At 32.5% G+C, this 18223-nt stretch carries 11 protein-coding genes; 10 read left to right on the plus strand and 1 reads right to left on the minus strand.

The window, feature by feature from the left end:
• Positions 1-52 precede the first annotated feature (52 nt).
• The 3 genes from ACWYN7_RS03900 (at position 53) to ACWYN7_RS03910 (ending at position 4453) form a co-directional block, all read left to right on the plus strand.
• On the plus strand, positions 53-1459 hold the full coding sequence (locus tag ACWYN7_RS03900; RefSeq protein ID WP_462858539.1) for a sulfatase-like hydrolase/transferase: 1407 nt from the start codon (positions 53-55) through the stop codon (positions 1457-1459).
• 8 nt (positions 1460-1467) lie between these two features.
• A complete protein-coding gene (locus ACWYN7_RS03905; RefSeq protein WP_462858540.1) occupies positions 1468-3129 on the plus strand; it encodes a sulfatase-like hydrolase/transferase in 1662 nt (553 codons plus the stop codon).
• A gap of 76 nt (positions 3130-3205) precedes the next feature.
• Positions 3206-4453: a glycoside hydrolase family 117 protein gene (locus ACWYN7_RS03910; RefSeq protein WP_462858675.1), complete on the plus strand. Its 1248-nt coding sequence runs from the start codon at positions 3206-3208 to the stop codon at positions 4451-4453.
• 3 nt (positions 4454-4456) lie between these two features.
• On the opposite strand, the gene ACWYN7_RS03915 is transcribed toward ACWYN7_RS03910, so the two are convergent.
• Positions 4457-5473: a LacI family DNA-binding transcriptional regulator gene (locus tag ACWYN7_RS03915; RefSeq protein WP_462858541.1), complete on the minus strand. Its 1017-nt coding sequence runs from the start codon at positions 5471-5473 to the stop codon at positions 4457-4459.
• A gap of 147 nt (positions 5474-5620) precedes the next feature.
• Between ACWYN7_RS03915 and ACWYN7_RS03920 the strand changes: the two genes are divergently transcribed.
• From ACWYN7_RS03920 to ACWYN7_RS03950, 7 genes are read left to right on the plus strand one after another with little or no spacing between them, the layout of a single operon-like run.
• A complete protein-coding gene (locus tag ACWYN7_RS03920; RefSeq protein ID WP_462858542.1) occupies positions 5621-7276 on the plus strand; it encodes a sodium:solute symporter family protein in 1656 nt (551 codons plus the stop codon).
• A 3-nt stretch (positions 7277-7279) separates the two neighbouring features.
• On the plus strand, positions 7280-9559 hold the full coding sequence (locus tag ACWYN7_RS03925; protein WP_462858543.1) for an FAD-dependent oxidoreductase: 2280 nt from the start codon (positions 7280-7282) through the stop codon (positions 9557-9559).
• A 14-nt stretch (positions 9560-9573) separates the two neighbouring features.
• A complete protein-coding gene (locus ACWYN7_RS03930; RefSeq protein WP_462858544.1) occupies positions 9574-12603 on the plus strand; it encodes a glycoside hydrolase family 2 TIM barrel-domain containing protein in 3030 nt (1009 codons plus the stop codon).
• Between the two features lie 2 nt (positions 12604-12605).
• Positions 12606-13721: a glycoside hydrolase family protein gene (locus ACWYN7_RS03935; RefSeq protein WP_462858545.1), complete on the plus strand. Its 1116-nt coding sequence runs from the start codon at positions 12606-12608 to the stop codon at positions 13719-13721.
• Positions 13721-15436, plus strand: coding sequence for a glycoside hydrolase family 2 protein (locus ACWYN7_RS03940; RefSeq protein ID WP_462858546.1), 1716 nt, complete (start codon positions 13721-13723; stop codon positions 15434-15436). The genes ACWYN7_RS03935 and ACWYN7_RS03940 overlap by 1 nt, the downstream gene beginning before the upstream one ends.
• Entirely contained in the window at positions 15427-16734 is a 1308-nt protein-coding gene (locus ACWYN7_RS03945; protein ID WP_462858547.1) for a glycoside hydrolase family 117 protein, read from the plus strand. The genes ACWYN7_RS03940 and ACWYN7_RS03945 overlap by 10 nt, the downstream gene beginning before the upstream one ends.
• A complete protein-coding gene (locus ACWYN7_RS03950) occupies positions 16727-18184 on the plus strand; it encodes a sulfatase family protein (RefSeq protein WP_462858549.1) in 1458 nt (485 codons plus the stop codon). The genes ACWYN7_RS03945 and ACWYN7_RS03950 overlap by 8 nt, the downstream gene beginning before the upstream one ends.
• The last annotated feature ends 39 nt before the right edge of the window (positions 18185-18223 follow it).

The following is an 18223-nucleotide window of genomic DNA, read 5'->3' on the forward strand; positions in this document are numbered from 1 at the left end:
TAGAAGTCAATTTTGGGTTGACTTCTATTTTTGATTAAAGTTTTAAAAATAAATGAAAAAATTATATCAAAATTACTGCTTGCTTTTTATCGCTTTTTTTAGCTTATGTATTCAGGCTCAGAAAAAAGAAACCAAAAAACCCAATATTATTATTGTTTTAACAGACGATCAAGGTTGGGCAGATGTTGGTTTTAACGGAGCAACAGATATACCTACGCAAAACTTAGATAGAATTGCAAAAGAAGGTGTAGTTTTTTCTAACGGATATGTTTCTCATCCTTATTGCAGTCCATCAAGAGCAGGTTTATTAACAGGTAGATATCAAGCACGTTTTGGGCACGATTGTAATATGCCTTACGAAGGTGAAAATGATAATTCAGTAGGTACACCTTTATCAGAAAAAATGATTTCTGAAGCTTTAAAAGAACAAGGTTATAGAACTGCTGCAATTGGTAAATGGCATGTGGGCGATCATCCAGATTTGCATCCAAATGCGCAAGGTTTTGATCATTGGTTTGGTTTTGCTGGTGGATCTATGAATTTTTGGGGAAATGCAGACGGACCTTTAAAAACCATTTTAAGAAATGGAAAAGAAGTGGAGCAAGAAGAACTCAGTTATTTAACGGATGATTTTACTGAAGAAGCCATCAATTTTATCAACCAAAAAGACGATAAACCATTCTTTATTTATTTGGCATACAACGCACCTCATGCTCCAGATCATGCAACTTCAAAATATTTAGAAAACACCAAACATATAGAATATGGAGGCAGAAGTGTTTATGCTGCAATGGTTAATGGGGTTGATGTTGGAGTAGGTAAAATCGATTCGCTTTTAACTGCAAAAGGCATTAAAGAAAATACAATTATTGTTTTTTTAAGTGATAATGGAGGCCGAAAATTCCATGCAGATAATAGACCCAACAGAGGGCACAAAGGAATGCTTTTTGAAGGCGGAATTAAAGTACCTTTTTTTATGACCTGGCAGAATAAAATTAGCCCAAATCAGGTGTATAAAAACCCTATTGTTTCGTTAGATTTATTTCCAACACTTTTAGAAGCTGCAGGTGCAAATGCTAGCAAAGAAACCCAATTAGATGGTGTAAATTTAATGCCTTTTATACAAAACAAAAATAAATCAAAACCTCATCAAAATTTATTTTGGAGGTCTGTTGGTGGGTTTGAATATGCTGCAAGAATTGGCGATTTTAAATTGTATAAAAGTGCATACAAGCAAAAAACAATGTTATTTAATTTAAAAATAGATCCTTTAGAAAGAGAAGATATTGCAGAAAAAAATCCTGAAAAAATTAAAGAAATCGAAAAACTTTACAAAGCTTGGGATGCTAAAAATATTGCTCCTCAATGGGTAGATCCACATCCAGAAAATGTTATTAAAGAAGAAAAACAATTTAAAGCTATTCGAAAAAGAGCTACTAAAAAAAATGAAATAAAATAGAGATTGATATGAAATTCTTATCTAAAAAAATAGTGTTGCAATTAGTATTTATTGGTTTTTCAATAAGTTTTTTAGCACAAAAACGTCCAAATATTGTTTTTATTCTTACTGATGATCAGTCTTATGGAATGATGGGTGCCACAGGAAACAACATTGTACAAACCCCAAATTTAGATCAATTGGCAAAAGAAGGGACTTTGTTTACAAATGCTCATATTACAAGTGCCATTTGTACACCTAGTAGAATCTCAATTTTATTAAGTCAGTATGAGAGAAAACATGGCGTAAATTTTAATTCTGGAACTTCTGTTGCTGATGAAGCTTGGAATAATTCTTACCCAGTTGTTATGAGAAAAGCGGGGTATTATACAGGTTGGATTGGCAAAAACCACGCACCAATTGGCGAAGGTGGTTATACAAGTGGTTTAATGGAAAAAAGTTTCGATTATTGGTATGCAGGTCATGGGCACATCCGATTTTATCCAAAGGAAATACACGAAATTTTTAATGATGCAATTGCTAACACACAACCAGAAGTCATTAACGAAAGTGTAGACGATTTTTTAGATCCGAATGCAAGAAAGTTAAAAGGAGCTGTTAAATTTTTAGAAGTTAGGCCAAAAGACAAACCGTTTTTATTATCCATCAATTTTAATTTACCTCATGGCGCAGGTACAAGTTCAATGAAATTAAAAAAGAACGATGATGATATTTACAAAACATTGTATCGCGATTTAGACATCCCTTTACCAAAAAATTACATCGCCAAAAAAGATATTAAAACTCCAAAATTACCTGCAGATTTACTAAGAACAGAAGATAGACAAACAGGTTATAATCACTCAGATACTCCAGAAGGTTTTAAAGAAAGATACATTAGGCAAATGCAGGCTATGACTGGTATAGACAGAATGGTTGGGAATCTAAGAGCCAAATTAAAAGAATTAAATATCGATAAAAATACCATCATCATTTTTACATCAGACCATGGATTATTTATGGGCGAACAAGGTTTAGGAGGTAAAGCATTATGCTACGAAAAAACCACACACGTGCCTATGATTATTATGAATCCGAATGTAAAAAGAAAACACAAAGGCAAAAAAACGGATGCTTTAGTGCAGTCTATAGATGTTGCACCAACAATCTTAAAATTTGCAGGTGTTGAAGTTCCTAAAGATTTTCAGGGTAAAGATATTTCTCATTTAATAGAAGATTCATCAAAAGAAGTAAGAGACTATGTATTTACAGAAAATTTATGGTCTACGCATTTTGGAAATCCGAAATGCGAAGCTGTGCAAACCAAAGATTGGAAATACATTCGTTATTACAAAAACACAACACGTTCTGCAAGCAAAGAAATTGAAGTTGCTAAAATTATTGGTATGCCTGTAAACAAAATGTTATATGCAGTTCATGATCCAGATATTGCGTATTACAGAACCTTGTCTGATTCTTCTTTAGAAGGAGAAGCACCTGTTTATGAAGAATTATATCATTTAAAAAATGATGCTGAAGAGTTAAATAATTTGGCTTATCATAAACAATATCAAGAAAAATTAGCAGAAATGAGAGCTGCTTGGCAAGTAGAAATAAAAGCTGCAAGAGGTGTAGGAAAACCAAAAGTATTAAGATATACAAACGATAGTCATCCAAAAGGAGGGCATTAAAGTAAAGATTTAATTAAAAAACCATTAATAGTCAAAACAAATGAGATATTTAATTTTACCGTTATTATTTATAACGATGATGTCTTGCAATACCGAAAAATCGGTGGATAAGCAAGAAGAATTACCAGAAAAAGGATTCCCTTTTTATATGCCTAAAGAAAAACCTGCCATTAAATTAAGCAAAGCAATGGAGCGTAATTACGATGCGTATATGGGCATTCAACCAAAATATAACGAGTTGTATTCTCAGTTTAAATACACAGAGTTAAAAGGTTTTGATTATAACAATCATGATGGAACAATTTCACGAAGAGATCCATCCAAAGTAATTTTTGAAAACGGTAAATATTACGTCTGGTACACCTACAGAAACACAAAATCTGCACCAATAGGTACCAAAAATGCAGCAAAAGCAACAGATGAAATCCCTTCTTCAGATTGGGATTTGTCTGAAATTTGGTATGCAACTAGTACAGATGGTATCAATTGGGAAGAACAAGGAGTTGCTGTACCAAGACCACCTAAACCAGCTGTAGGTTGGCGTTCAGTAACTACTACAGATATTTTAAAATGGAAAGGAAAATATTACTTGTATTACCAAGGATTTATGGAAGTTAGTGGTTTAAGAGGCGATGATTGCCCAGTGGCTGTTTCGTACGCAGATTCACCTGATGGACCTTGGACACCTCACAACGAAGTTGTAATTCCTAATGGTGGAGAAGGTCAGTGGGATCAATTCTCAATTCACGATCCATATCCTTTAGTGCATAATGGAAAAATTTATTTGTATTACAAATCAGACTCAGGTAAAGGTGATGATTTAATTCGTTTGCAAGGTTTAGCAACTGCAGACAATCCTTTAGGGCCATTTACAAAACATCCTCAAAACCCAATTATCAATTCTGGTCACGAAACGACTTTGTTTCCTTTTAAAAGCGGAATTGCAGCTATGGTAATCAAAGATGGTAATGAACATTTTACCATACAATATGCAGAAGATGGAGTTAATTTTGATATTGCAGCCATTACAGAATTAATGCCAATTGCTGGTGGACCTTTTATTCCTGATGCGTTTACAGATACCAAAGATGGTAGAGGAATTACTTGGGGAATTTCTCATTTAACGAATGCGACAAATTGGAGTGAAAATCATGCTATATTATTGCGTTTCGATTGCGATTTAAGTCTGGATGTAGATGATCAACAGATGAAAAAATCTCAATATTACAGAAAACCTGCATTTTATTACAAACACGGGTTGTCTAAAAAACAAAGAGAACGAATTCAAAATGCAAATGAAGCTTTGATAAAAGGAAGTAAATAAAAATTATTTTTTTTTCAAATTTATAGACGATTCTCTGATATTTAATCGTCCGTTTAAAATAAGGGTTTGTGGTATGTGCAAGCCCTTATTTTCTATTTGTTCTAGTAATAATTTTGCTGCAGATTGTCCAATATCATGCGTAGGTTGTTTTACAGAAGAAATTGGTGGCGATACATTTTTTGCCAATCTAGATTCTGAAAAACCTACAAAAGCAACATCATCTGGTATTAAAAAACCATGTTCTTTAAAAACCTTCATTGCTCCAATTGCAGTAGCATCATTAGCAGCAAAAATTGCTCTTGGTATTTCTTCTTTTTCAATTAAATCTAAAGCAACTTTTTCGCCATCTTCCATTGTAAAACCAGTATAAATTATGGCTCCTGGTTCTTGTTTGTATTTTCTATGTGCAGCCTTAAAACCTTTAATTCTATTTTTGGTTAGGGTTAAATTTTTACTTCCGGCAATATGTGCAATATTTTTATAACCTTGTATAATTAGGTGCTCAGTAGCAAATAAAGCCCATTTAAAATCATCGAACAAAACTTTAGAAGCTTTAAATTCATCAACCACTCTATTAAAAAATACGATAGGAATTCCTGTTTTAATTAAATCGTTGTAATAGTTGTTGTTATGATCTTCAGATGATAAAGACACAATTAAACCATCAACCATATTATCAACCAAAGTTTCTACATTTTTCAGCTCAATTTCCCAAGAATCGTTAGATTGCATTACAAGCACTTGATAACCTTTTTTGTGTAAAATTTCTTGTGCTCCAATAATCACTTCAGGAAAAAAACTATTCACAAACTCAGGCACCACAATACCAATATTATAAGATCTTTTCTGAATTAGTTTTTTTGCAATAGGGTTAGGTCTATACCCCATTTCATTGGCAGTTTTTAGCACCAACTCTCTAGTTTCTTTTTTAATATCGTACTTGTCATTAAAAGCTCTAGAAACAGTAGATATAGAAACATTTAGCTTTTTTGCAATGTCTTTAATGGTAATATATTCCATAGAATTTTAAAATAGATTTTTCAAAGATACATTTTTCGGAAACGTTTCCGTTAAAATATTTAGTTTCGGAAACGTTACCGAAAATGAAAATACAACTTTATATTATTTAATTGTGTAATTTGGTATAAACAACCACAAAACATAGTAATGGGAACAATAGATCTTTCAGTTATTTTAATTTTTACACTGTTGGTTTTTATCTGCGGAATGAGTTTCTCAAAAGCAGGAAAAAACATGAAATCGTATTTTGCTGCTGGTGGTGCTTTACCTTGGTGGATGAGTGGTTTATCACTTTTTATGAGCTTTTTTTCTGCGGGTACTTTTGTAGTTTGGGGCTCTATTGCTTACTCATCTGGTTGGGTTGCTGTAACCATTCAATGGACCATGTGTATTGCAGGTGTTATTATAGGGTTTTTTATAGCTCCTAAATGGCAAAAAACAAAAGCCTTAACTGCAGCTGAGTTTATTTCTGAAAGATTAGGAAAATCTACCCAAAAAATTTATACCTATTTATTTTTATTCATCTCTATTTTTACAACAGGCGCATTTTTATATCCAGTAGCCAAAATAGTTGAAGTTTCTACAGGAATTCCTATTACCACAAGCATTATTGTTTTAGGAGTATTAATTTTAATATACACAGCTGTTGGTGGTTTGTGGGCAGTAATAGTAACAGATGTATTGCAATTTATAGTATTAACTGCTGCAGTTTTAATTGTAGTACCTCTTTCTTTTGATAAAATTGGCGGCATCAATAATTTTATTTCTAAAGCACCAGAACAATTTTTCGAGTTTACAAATTCTGAATATTCTTGGGTTTTTATGGTTGCTTTCGGTTTGTATAACTTGTTTTTTATTGCAGGTAATTGGGCTTATGTACAACGTTATACAAGTGTTGCAACTCCTAAAGATGCCAAAAAAGTAGGTTGGTTGTTTGGAGCGTTATATACAATTAGTCCTTTAATTTGGATGTTGCCTCCAATGATTTATCGCGTTTTAAATCCAGAATTAGGAGCCTTAGCAGACGAAGGCGCTTATCTTTTAATGTGTAAAGAAGTATTGCCAATTGGTATGCTTGGTTTAATGTTAGGAGGAATGGTTTTTGCCACTTCAAGCTCAGTAAATACTACTTTAAATATTTCTGCTGGAGTATTAACGAACGATTTATATAAAAGTTTTTTTCCAAAAACTACCGATAAAAATTTAGTTAGAATTGCAAGAATAGCCACTATATTATTAGGTGTTTTAACAATAATTATTGCATTGTTAGTTCCGCTTTTTGGGGGAATTGTAGAGGTTGTTATGAGTTTGGCAGCTTTAACAGGTGGTGCCATGTTTTTGCCTCCTTTATGGGCTTTGTTTTCTAAAAGACAAACAGGCAAAACAGTGTTAACAGTCACTTTTGTTTCGTTAGCAATTAACGCTTTCTTTAAATTTTTTGCGCCAAATGTAATCAACCTTACACTAGATAGAGCCATGGAAATGGTGGTAGGTATGGGTATTCCTGTGGTAATGTTAATTGCTTATGAGCTAAAGTTAAAATATGTAAATGGCAATACAACTGCTTTTGATGAGTACGAAACCAACAGAAAACAAAAAGAAATACAGCCAGAAGAATCTTCAGATAATAGCAATACAAAAGGAACTAGAGTTATCGGAATTGGTGTTTTAGCCACAGGTGTTTTAATCCTTTTTCTGGCTTTGATAGGCAATAAAGCACAACTGCTTGTTGCAAGCATGGGCGTTTTAGTTTCTGTATTAGGGGGTTACATCATTTATAAAACTAAAAAAATAGCTATATAATTAATGATTCAAGAAACATTTTACAAACAGGTTAGAAAAACAAAAGAAGTAAATATTTCTTCAGATTTTGTAGTTATTGGGGGTGGAACTGCAGGAGTTTGCGCAGCAATTACAGCTGCAAGAAAGGGTGTAAAAGTAACCTTAATTCAAGATAGACCAGTTTTAGGAGGTAATGCTTCATCAGAAGTTCGTCTTTGGATTTTAGGTGCAACTTCTCACATGGGCAACAACAATCGTTGGTCTAGAGAAGGAGGTGTTATCGATGAAATTTTAGTCGAAAATTTGTACAGAAACAAAGAAGGAAATGCAGTTATTTTTGATACGATTTTGTTAGAAAAAGTTTTAAATGAAGAAAATATTACCTTGCTTTTAAATACTTCTGTGTACGATGTTTTTAAATCTAATGACACAAAAATTGAAGCTGTAAAAGCATTTAATCCTCAAAATTCTACTGAATATAATGTAAAAGCGCGTTTATTTTGCGATGCTTCTGGTGATGGGATTGTGGCATTTAAAGCTGGTGCAAGTTTTAGAATGGGGGCAGAAGCCAAAGAAGAATTTGGCGAACTTTTTGCGCCAGATAAATCGTATGGAGAATTGTTAGGGCACTCCATGTATTTCTACAGCAAAGAAACAGATAAACCTGTAAAATATATTCCGCCTGCTTATGCTTTAAAAGATATTACTACAATTCCAAGATACAAAGCCATTGGTAAAGACGATAAAGGTTGTCGTTTTTGGTGGTTCGAATATGGAGGAAGACATGATACCATTCACGAAACAGAAGAGATAAAATACGAGCTTTGGAAAGTAATTTACGGGGTTTGGGATTACATTAAAAATTCTGGTGAGTTTGAAGGTGTAGAAAACATGACTTTAGAATGGGTAGCAACTGTGCCAGGTAAAAGAGAAAGCAGACGTTTTGAAGGTTTATATATGATAAAACAACAAGATATTATTCAACAAACAAAGTTTGATGATGCTATTGCTTTTGGTGGTTGGGCAATCGATTTGCATCCTGCAGACGGAATTTACAGCGAACTTTCTGGTTGTACGCAATGGCATTCTAAAGGTGTTTATGATATTCCTTACAGATCTTTTGTAAGTAAAGACATTGATAATTTATTTTTAGCGGGTAGAATTATTAGTGCAACTCACGTAGCTTTTGGATCTACAAGAGTTATGGCAACAACAGGTTTTTGTGCCCAAGCAGTAGGTATGGCTGCTGCCATTTGCTTAGAAAATGAGATAATTCCATCAGAAATATTAGAAAATAATAAAATAAAAGAATTACAAAATGAGCTAAATATTATTGGGCAAAGTATTCTTGATGTACCTATCAATAAAACATCCAATGTATTGAGTTTGGCTAAAATTGAAACTTCTTCAAATTTAGAATTAAAAGAAATTCCTTTTGATGGAACTTGGTTTTCGTTAACAATTTCATCCGCACAAATGTTGCCTTTAAAAGCCAATCAGAACTATAGTTTTAAAGTGAAAGTAAAAGTTACTGAAGCAACAACACTAAAAGTTGAACTAAGAACATCAGAAAAAGCAGAAAACTATACACCAGAACTTGTCTTAGAAATTCAAGAGTTTGATTTGAAAAAAGGGGAACAATTCATAGAATTTTCCTTTTCTAAAGGATTGGAAAAAGATCAATATGGTTTTGTTACTTTTTTAGCCAACAAAAATGTAAGTATTAAAACTAGTAGCAAAAGATTTACTGGAATTTTATCCGTTTTTAATGGCGTAAATAAAGCAGTATCAAATAACGGAAAACAAGTTCCGCCTGCAGATATTGGTGTTGATGAATTCGAATTTTGGACTCCTCACAGAAGACCAAAAGGACAAAACATTGCCATGGAAATTGCACCAGCAATTCAAGATTTTGGCTGCCAAAATTTAGGAAACGGATTTGTAAGACCTTACAAAAAATCGAATGCTTGGGTTGCAGATTTAAGTGATAAAAAGCCAACAATAAAAATAGTTTGGGACGAAGTAAAAGAGTTGTCAGAAATCAAATTATTTTTAGATTCTGATTACGATCATCCACTAGAATCTACATTAATGGGGCATCCTGAAGAGGTTGTACCTTTTATGGTTCAGAACTATGTGATTAAAAGTTTAGAAGGAAAAACGCTATTTACGAAACAAAATAATTATCAAACCATAAATGAATTTAAGTTTGATAAAAAAACGAAATTAAAAGGTTTTATAATTGAGCTAGAGCATCCATCAGAAAATGTACCTGCATCAATTTTTGAAATTTTATGTCGATAATTAAATCACTCCAAATGAAAAATAGTTTCTTTTTAATAGTCCTCTCAGTATTTCTAACCGCTTGTAGTTTAACAAATGAACAAATCACCATTGTTCCAGAAGAAATAGTGTCTTTAAATGGCGATTGGAAATTCAACACAATTTACGGACAAGGGTACAATTATATGAATGTAAAATTATCTCCATCAGACATAATTATCGATAATTCAGATGTAGATAAAGTAGAAATAAAAGGGAAAAGATGGGTTAAAAAAACGAAACCTTCTAAAGATTATCCATTTCAAGGAAAAGACTTTTTAATTAGAAACTTCAGAAAAGGAGAAGATAAAGATAGTTATGTCCGTTTTCGTCCTAAGTTCAAAAAATCAGGCTACTATGAAGCTTTTTTAACGCATCCGTATGCAGCTCATAGCAAAGTAAGATATACTGTAAAACACAAAAATGGAGAAGCTTCAAAGCAAATAAGTTCTCGTACGTATTGTGGAGAATGGATTAGTTTGGGTATTTATCAGTTTGATAAAAATGATGATAATTTTATTCAAGTTACTGCTCCCACAGAAGGACAAGTTCCAGTTGATGCTGTGATGTTTCAACAAATTTCTGAAGAACAATATACAGACGCTCAAAAATTACCAAGTCAAATTTATTTACCATCACACAATGATGCTGATTGGGATAATTTAAAAGTCCCTGGTCATTGGGGAATGATCAACAATTTTTCTAATTACACAGGTAAAGGTTGGTATCGTAAATCTTTTGAATTGCCACAAAATTGGTCGGCTCAAGATGATGAACGAATTCGAATTCAATTTGGAGCGGTTTATCATTTGGCTAAAATTTACATTAATGGAAAATTTGTTGGAAAACATCAAGGAGGTTTTACACCTTTTGAGTTTGATGTCACCGATTTTGTAAAATTTGGAGCAAAAAATATAATCGCAGTTGAAGCGGATAATGCCTTTATTGTTGGTGCCACTTGGAATTGGGGAGGAATTATAAGAGATGTAACCATCAAAAAAGATAAAGATGTTCGCATTCAGCATCAATACATTCATGCAGAACCTGATTTAGAAAAGGGTTCAGCAGCAATCAGTTTAAAAGTTCGTTTAGAAAATAATTCTGATGAGTCAAGATCGATTGATGTAGTGTCTAAAATTAAAGAGATTGATGATGTAAAGTTATCCCAAAAAGGGATTGAGATTGCTGCCAACAGTACAAAAACTATCTTTTTAAAAACAACATTAAGTGCTAAAAATGTAAAGTTATGGCATTTTGATGACCCTAATTTATACACATTACAAACTACAATTTCAGACAGCAACATTAACCTAGATTCAGAGGAAGATAACTTTGGAATTCGAAAAATAGAATTGTCAGATTCTCAATTGGTTTTAAATGGTGAACCCATAAGAACTGGAGGTTTTAACAGAGTAAGTGAACAACGTTATTATGGTTCTTCAGAACCTTTAGAAGTGTTAGAAAAAGATGTTGATTTAATGAAAGCATCAGGTGCAAATTTTATGAGAATTATGCACGGAACTCAAAACGAAAAGTTAATCGAGTTGTGTGATAAAAAAGGCATTTTATTGTTTGAAGAAGTAAATGTTCGTCATTTAGAAAATGAAGAGTTTACAGCACCAGATTATCCTTTAATAAAACAATGGACAAAAGAAATGATTGAGCGCGATATCAATCATCCATCAATCATTGGTTGGAGTGTGGGTAATGAATTGTCTTATCATTATGACTATGCAAAAATGATGATGGAATATGTACGCACAGAATTGGATGAACACAGATTATTAACTTGTGTTAGTAACTCAGGGCAAAAAGCTACCTATACAAGAGAAACGGACCCAAATACGCACGTAGATATCATTATGCACAATATGTATCGTTGGCAAGGTAAACCACAAACTATCTTAAATACTTTAAGAGAAAAGTGGCCTAATAAACCCGTTTTTATTTCTGAATATGGTTTTGATCCTTATCCAACAGCTTCTTTAGATGGTGATAAACCCATTGTTTCTGAATGGAATCAGAATTTTAGAGGAAAAAATGAGTTTGTAGTGGGTACTTCAATGTGGACGTTTAACGATTACAGGAGTGGTTATGCAGGAACTTCTGCTGAAGAAAATCGTGTTTGGGGAGTGGTAAATGTTTGGGGGCAAGAAAGAAGATTGTTCGATCGTTTTCAAAATGAAAATAGTCCTGTAAAAACGTTTGACGTTGCTCCAGTTGATTTGTCAAAAAAATCAACCGAAATAAAAATTAACACCAAAGAAATCTCTGATTATCCTAGTTATACATTAAAGAATTATAAACTAGTATATACGTTTTCAGGCGAATCTGGAGAAACGCTTTTTAAAGATGAATTGGATTTGCCAACATTAACTCCAGGAACTTCTTGGGATGGTAAAATTGAATGGAATTCTATAGAAAACCCATATAGATTAAGTATTAAAGTGATAAATCCTTTAGGATATGAAAGAGCAGAAAAAGAAATTTTCTTTAAAGTTCCTGAGGCACCAGTTATCAATCAAGTGATTTCAGGTAATGGAAAAGCAAGAATTTATTTTGATAAAACTTTTGGCGTAAAAGAATACAAAGTAGCTTATAAAACACAGAATGGAGCATATCAATATTCTAAACCAACCATATCAAATTTTATCACTTTAGATAGTTTATCAAATAATTTATATGAAGTAGCCCTGATAGCTCTCAATGCAAAAGGCGATAGTGAAACCTCAAAAAAAGAATTGATAAAACCAAATGGAAAATCATTACCTCCAGTTATTTGGAAATCTTTCATCATCAATAATAAATTGGTAATTGGGTATTCTAGCGATTTTGAAGATGGAAATTATACAGTAAAATATGGTTCATCAAAAGAGAATTTAGACCAAGAATTTACATCAAACGTAAGAGGTATGATGTCTATTGATTTGGATGATGAAAACGAGGTGTATTTTAAAATAAAAAGAACTTTTTTAGGAAAAGAAAGTAATTGGTCTCCAGTTGTAAAAGCCACTAAAACAAAATAATTATGAAGAAAATAATAGGTTTAACAGTCTTAATTTTAGGTTTATATACAGCTTGTTCAAATAAAAAAGAGAGTAAAAAGGAAACTATCATTGATTATAAAATTGAATTGGGTGAAGTATCACCAAAATCGGTTTTTGTAAACGATAGTTTAAGTATTTGGGGTGGTTCTTTGGTAAAAGGAGAAGACAGTTTATATCATATGTTTTACGCACAATGGCCAAAAAAAATGGGTTGGGAATGGGTGAATTACTCCGTCATTTCTCACGCAGTTTCAGATTCACCTTTTGGACCATTTACACACAAAAACGATGCACTTCCAGATCGTGGACCTCAATTTTGGGATGGTTCTACCACTCACAATCCTACAATTCATAAATTTAATGGCAAATATTACTTGTATTATATGGGTAATACAGGCGATAAAAAAATAGTAAGTGTTCCTGGAAAAGCAAAAATAAATTGGGTACATAGAAATAACCAAAGAATTGGAGTTGCAGTTGCTGATAACCCCAATGGACCTTGGAAACGTTTTGATAAACCTGTTTTGGATATTTCAAAAGATTCTTTAGCTCCAGATGCGTTAATGACTTCAAATCCTTCTGTTTGTCAAATGGCTGATGGTAAAATATTAATGGTGTACAAAGCTGTTGGTAAAAAATACAAATTACCTGCAGGTGGCCCAGTAGTGCATATGGTGGCTATTGCAGATAATCCAACTGGACCGTTTAAAAAATATCCAGATCCTGTATTTACGTTTAAAGGTGAACGTTTTCCTGCAGAAGATCCTTACATCTGGTATCAAGATGGAAAATACAGAGCAATTGTAAAACGCATAAAACATACAGGGAAAAAAAGAGATTTTTCTTTAGTGCATTATGATTCTGATGATGGAATCAACTGGAATCAAGCCAAAAATTTTAAAATTTCAGATAGAACTGTAACATTTACGGATGGTAGAAAAATAAAATTTGATCATTTAGAACGCCCTCAAGTTTTTATTGAAAATGGAGAACCGATTGCACTATTATGTGCAACAGATTCTATTGATGTATATAATGTACGTCATTCTTTTAATCTTCAAATTCCGTTGAAAATTACCAAAGAAACTAGAAAATAATGAAAAAAGCGGTTCTACTATTTTTTGTGATATTGATTGGTGCTTGTTCAAAAAGTACAGAATCATATTCAAAAAAAGTAATGTCTTTAAACGGTACTTGGCAATTTTTGGCATCAAATGATCTTAATGAAAAAGACATTATAAAAGCATCTTTTTCAGAATGGGATACCATTAAAGTTCCTGGAAATTGGGATACCAGAAAACAATATTCAGAATACGTTGGTAAAGGATATTATCATAAAGAATTTAGCATCCCAACAAGTTGGAAAAACAAACAAATCAGATTACAATTTGATGCAGTTTACGAAACTGCAAAAGTTTGGTTAAATGGTCAACTTTTAGGAAAACACGTTGGTGGTTATACGCCTTTTGAATTTAATATTACCGATAAAATTAATGCAAACGAACCAAATTCAGTTTTGGTTATGGCAGATAATACCTACAAACGTGGCGCTTGGTGGGCTTGGGGTGGTATTAGTAGAAATGTAAATCTTATTGCCAATAATGATGTTAGAATTGTGTATCAACATATTTCATCAGTGCCTGATTTTGAAACCCAAAAAGTAAATTTTACGATTAAATATAAAGTTGAAAATAATGGAGATTCACCAGTTTCTTTAAAAATTCAAACTGATATTAAAGATATTCATAAAGCTGCATTTAACATTAATGTTGATGAAAAATCAACAGCAATAAAATATCTAAAGTTTCAAAAACCCTTAGAAGATGTAAAATTATGGCATTTTAATTCACCTAATTTATATGATTTAGAGAGTTCTATGACAAACAACAATGTTATTGTGGATAATGCTTCAGATAAATTCGGAATCAGAAAATTTGAAGTGAAAGGAGAACAGTTTTTTTTAAACAACAAAGCAGTTAGAATGAATGGCATCAATCGTGTGCATGATCATCCTCTTTATGGGAATACAGAACCAGACCATTTGGTGTTGAAAGATCTATTAGACATCAAAAATAATTTAAAATGTAATTTTTCAAGATTAATGCACGCTCCGCTTTCTAAAAACATTTTAAAAATTTGCGATAGTATTGGTTTTTTATTAGTGGAAGAAATTCCTGTTTGGGGAGAAAATGATCCAAATTCAAAACCAAACAATCCCATAACCAAAAAGTGGATGCAAGAAATGGTAGAACGTGATTTTAATCACCCTTCTGTGGTTGCTTGGAGTGTAGGAAATGAATTAAGAACAGTAGAACCAAAATGGGGAAAACAACATCTTACAGAAAATCAATATAACTATGTAAATGAGACGTTAGATTTTGTGGGAACAATAGATTCCACAAGATTAAAAACTTATGTAAGCAATACAGCATATCAAGCAGGTGAAATTGGAACTGAACCTTATGAAAAAGTAGATTTTTTATCGATCAACAGTTATGGTCATGCAATAAAAATTGTAGAAAAAGTGCACGAGAAATTTCCAAACAAACCTATGTTTGTTTCTGAAATTGGTAAAGGTCAAATTGGGCCAGCTCCAGATGCTGTTTTGCAAGATGATTTATTGAGTTGGTTAGCAGAACTCGAAAAATACCCATATATAACAGGATTTTCTCTTTGGTGTTACAATGATTATAGGAGCAATTATAAAGGAACCCCAAAATCAGGTTTTAGAGAATGGGGTATTGTTGATGAAAGGAGAAATAAAAAGAAAGCATATTATCAATTAAAAAAAGTGTATAAAAAATGGAAATAATTTTTAAATTAAAATATGGAATTTTATTAGTTGCAAGTATAGGATTCGTTTCTTGTACACAGCAAACTGATACAGCAAAAGAGCAAAAAGAACAGCAGTCATTAGATACCTTAAAAGGTTATCCTTGGCATATACCACAAACAAAACCAGACAGACCTTTAAGTGCTGCTAATGAAAGATTGTATGATAGGTATATGGCTCCAAGACCTCAAGACAACGAATTGTATTCGCAATTTAAATACACTAAAATAAATGGTTTCGATTATAATAATGGTGATGGAACAATTTCTAGAAGAGATCCATCAAAAATCATTAAAGAGAATGGAAAATATTACGTTTGGTATACCTACAGAAAAACAGTAAAACCTCCTGTAGGTTTTTCTAGAGCACATTTATCCACAGACATAATTCCATCAACAGATTGGGATTTAGCTGATATTTGGTATGCAACATCAAAAGACGGCATTACTTGGGAAGAGCAGGGGCCTGCTATTAAACGACCAAAAAAACCTGCTTTAGGATGGCGTTCTGTAACTACCACAGATATCTTAAAATGGAAAGGTAAATATTACTTGTATTTTCAAGCATTTAATGAGGCAAGTGGAACAAAAGGAGATCATTGTCCTGTAGCTGCTGCGTATGCAGATTCACCTGATGGACCTTGGACAATTGTGGATAAAGAAATCATACCAAATGGAGAGCCAGGAACTTGGGATCAATACTCCATTCATGATCCTTATCCTATTGTTTATAAAGGCAAAATTTATATTTATTACAAAGCAGCTTATGGAGTACGTCCAAAATATTTGGTGGCTGCTGGGTTAGCTATGGCAGATGATCCTTTAGGACCTTTTGAAAAACATCCTTTAAATCCTTTGTTTAATTCAGGTCACGAAACTGCACTTTTTCCTTTTAAAGAAGGTGTAGCAGCACTAGTTCCAAGAGATGGTAATGAGCACAATACTATTCAATATGCGCCAGATGGAGTTAGTTTTGATATTGCAGCAACGTCATCTTTTATACCTTTTGCTGCTGGTTCTTATGTGCCTGATGCATTTACAAGTAATGGTAATGGACGTGGAATTACTTGGGGATTATCGCATTTTACAGGTGCTCAAGGTGCAAGTGTTGGTAAGAGAAGAAAATACAGTTATTTGGCAAGATTTGATTGCGATTTAAGTTTAGATTTAGATGATCCAGAGATGAAAGATACTCGATTATATCTTGACCCTGAAGTTTATTTTTCTAGAAAATTATCAAAAAAACAGTTAAAACGAATTAAAAAAGAGCATGAATAATAATATCATTAAGTTTTTATTTTTATCTATATTTTTTGTTTTTGGTTGTAAAAAATCTAATGAAGAAAATATACCTCCCAATATTCTTTGGATTAATCTTGATGATTTAGGTAAAGAGTTAAGTTGTTATGGAAATCCTGATGTAAAAACACCCAATATCGATAAATTGGCAAGCGAAGGTGTTTTGTATACCAACGCTTTTGCAAATGCGCCTGTTTGTTCATCAAGTCGTTCTTCGCAAATTACGGGCATGTATCCTAGTGCTATAAATGTGTTGAATCATAGAACCATCAACAAAGAAAAATTACCTAAAAATATTGCTACAATAATGGAGCTTTTTCAGCAAAAAGGATATTTCTGTACAAATGGTTGGGCACACAATAGCAATAAAAAAGGAAAAGAAGATTATAATTTTTTAGGCAATAAATTTTTTGATGGTACAGATTGGAGTCAGCGTAAGGAAGGGCAGCCATTTTTTGCACAAATTCAAATTCACGAGCCTCACAGAGATTTTAAATACGATAAAGAAAATCCTATAGATTATAAAAAGGTAACCTTGCCAGAAGTTTATCCAGATTATCCATTGTTAAAAGCAGATTGGGCAAAATATTTAGAAAGTGTTCAAATTGCAGACAAAAAAGTCGGGCAGATTTTAGAACGATTAGAAAAAGAAGGCTTATCAGATAATACCATTGTTATTTTATTTGGCGATCATGGTCGTCCGCATTTAAGAGATAAACAATGGTTGTATCAAGGGGGTTTGGCAATTCCGTTAATTGTTCGTTATCCAAAGAAAAACCATTCAGGTACTGTTAAAAACGATTTAATTAGTTTGGTTGATGTAACTGCAAGCACCTTAAAATTTGCAAATCTTGATGTCCCTAAAAATATGCACGGAAAAGATGTTTTAGGTGATGAAAAAAGAGATTATGTTTTCGGTTTTAGAGATCGCTGTGGAGATGCAGTAGATGATATTCGTTCCATTTCTGATGGCAAATTTAAATTAATTTGGAATAGAATGCCACATTTGCCTTACATGCAATTGTCATCTTATAAAAAGTTACAATACCCAGCTTTTTCGTTATATAAAGTATTGCATAAAAAAGGTGAATTGAAATATCCATACAATCAATTTATGGCAGAAAAACGCCCAGAAATAGAGTTGTACAATTTGCAAAATGATAAAAATGAATTGTATAATTTAGCGGATAATGAAGCTTATCAAACCATAAAAAATACGCTTTTTACAACTTTATCATCGCAATTAAAAGAAATTGAAAAAGATATAAAACCAGAATCTTTAGAAGCTATTCAAAAAGCTAAAAATGGTTCTTATGCATATTATTTAAAAGGATTAAAAAAGAAAGGTTTACCAGAAAATGCTACAGATGAGCAAATTGTTGCTTATTGGGAGCAAGAATTATTAAAAAGTAAAGATAAAACACAGTAAAAATGTTTTGCTAAAAGAACATTTGTTTTATTGATTAAC

Source organism: Polaribacter sp. M10 (assembly GCF_054968445.1).

Bases quoted from the DNA above. Each gene is read 5' to 3' on its own strand.
- ACWYN7_RS03900 (WP_462858539.1), top strand. From the start codon at position 53: ATGAAAAAATTATATCAAAATTACTGCTTGCTTTTTATCGCTTTTTTT.
- ACWYN7_RS03925 (WP_462858543.1), top strand. From the start codon at position 7,280: ATGATTCAAGAAACATTTTACAAACAGGTTAGAAAAACAAAAGAAGTA.
- ACWYN7_RS03945 (WP_462858547.1), top strand. From the start codon at position 15,427: ATGGAAATAATTTTTAAATTAAAATATGGAATTTTATTAGTTGCAAGT.
- ACWYN7_RS03905 (WP_462858540.1), top strand. From the start codon at position 1,468: ATGAAATTCTTATCTAAAAAAATAGTGTTGCAATTAGTATTTATTGGT.
- ACWYN7_RS03950 (WP_462858549.1), top strand. From the start codon at position 16,727: ATGAATAATAATATCATTAAGTTTTTATTTTTATCTATATTTTTTGTT.
- ACWYN7_RS03930 (WP_462858544.1), top strand. From the start codon at position 9,574: ATGAAAAATAGTTTCTTTTTAATAGTCCTCTCAGTATTTCTAACCGCT.
- ACWYN7_RS03915 (WP_462858541.1), bottom strand. From the start codon at position 5,473: ATGGAATATATTACCATTAAAGACATTGCAAAAAAGCTAAATGTTTCT.
- ACWYN7_RS03910 (WP_462858675.1), top strand. From the start codon at position 3,206: ATGATGTCTTGCAATACCGAAAAATCGGTGGATAAGCAAGAAGAATTA.
- ACWYN7_RS03935 (WP_462858545.1), top strand. From the start codon at position 12,606: ATGAAGAAAATAATAGGTTTAACAGTCTTAATTTTAGGTTTATATACA.
- ACWYN7_RS03940 (WP_462858546.1), top strand. From the start codon at position 13,721: ATGAAAAAAGCGGTTCTACTATTTTTTGTGATATTGATTGGTGCTTGT.
- ACWYN7_RS03920 (WP_462858542.1), top strand. From the start codon at position 5,621: ATGGGAACAATAGATCTTTCAGTTATTTTAATTTTTACACTGTTGGTT.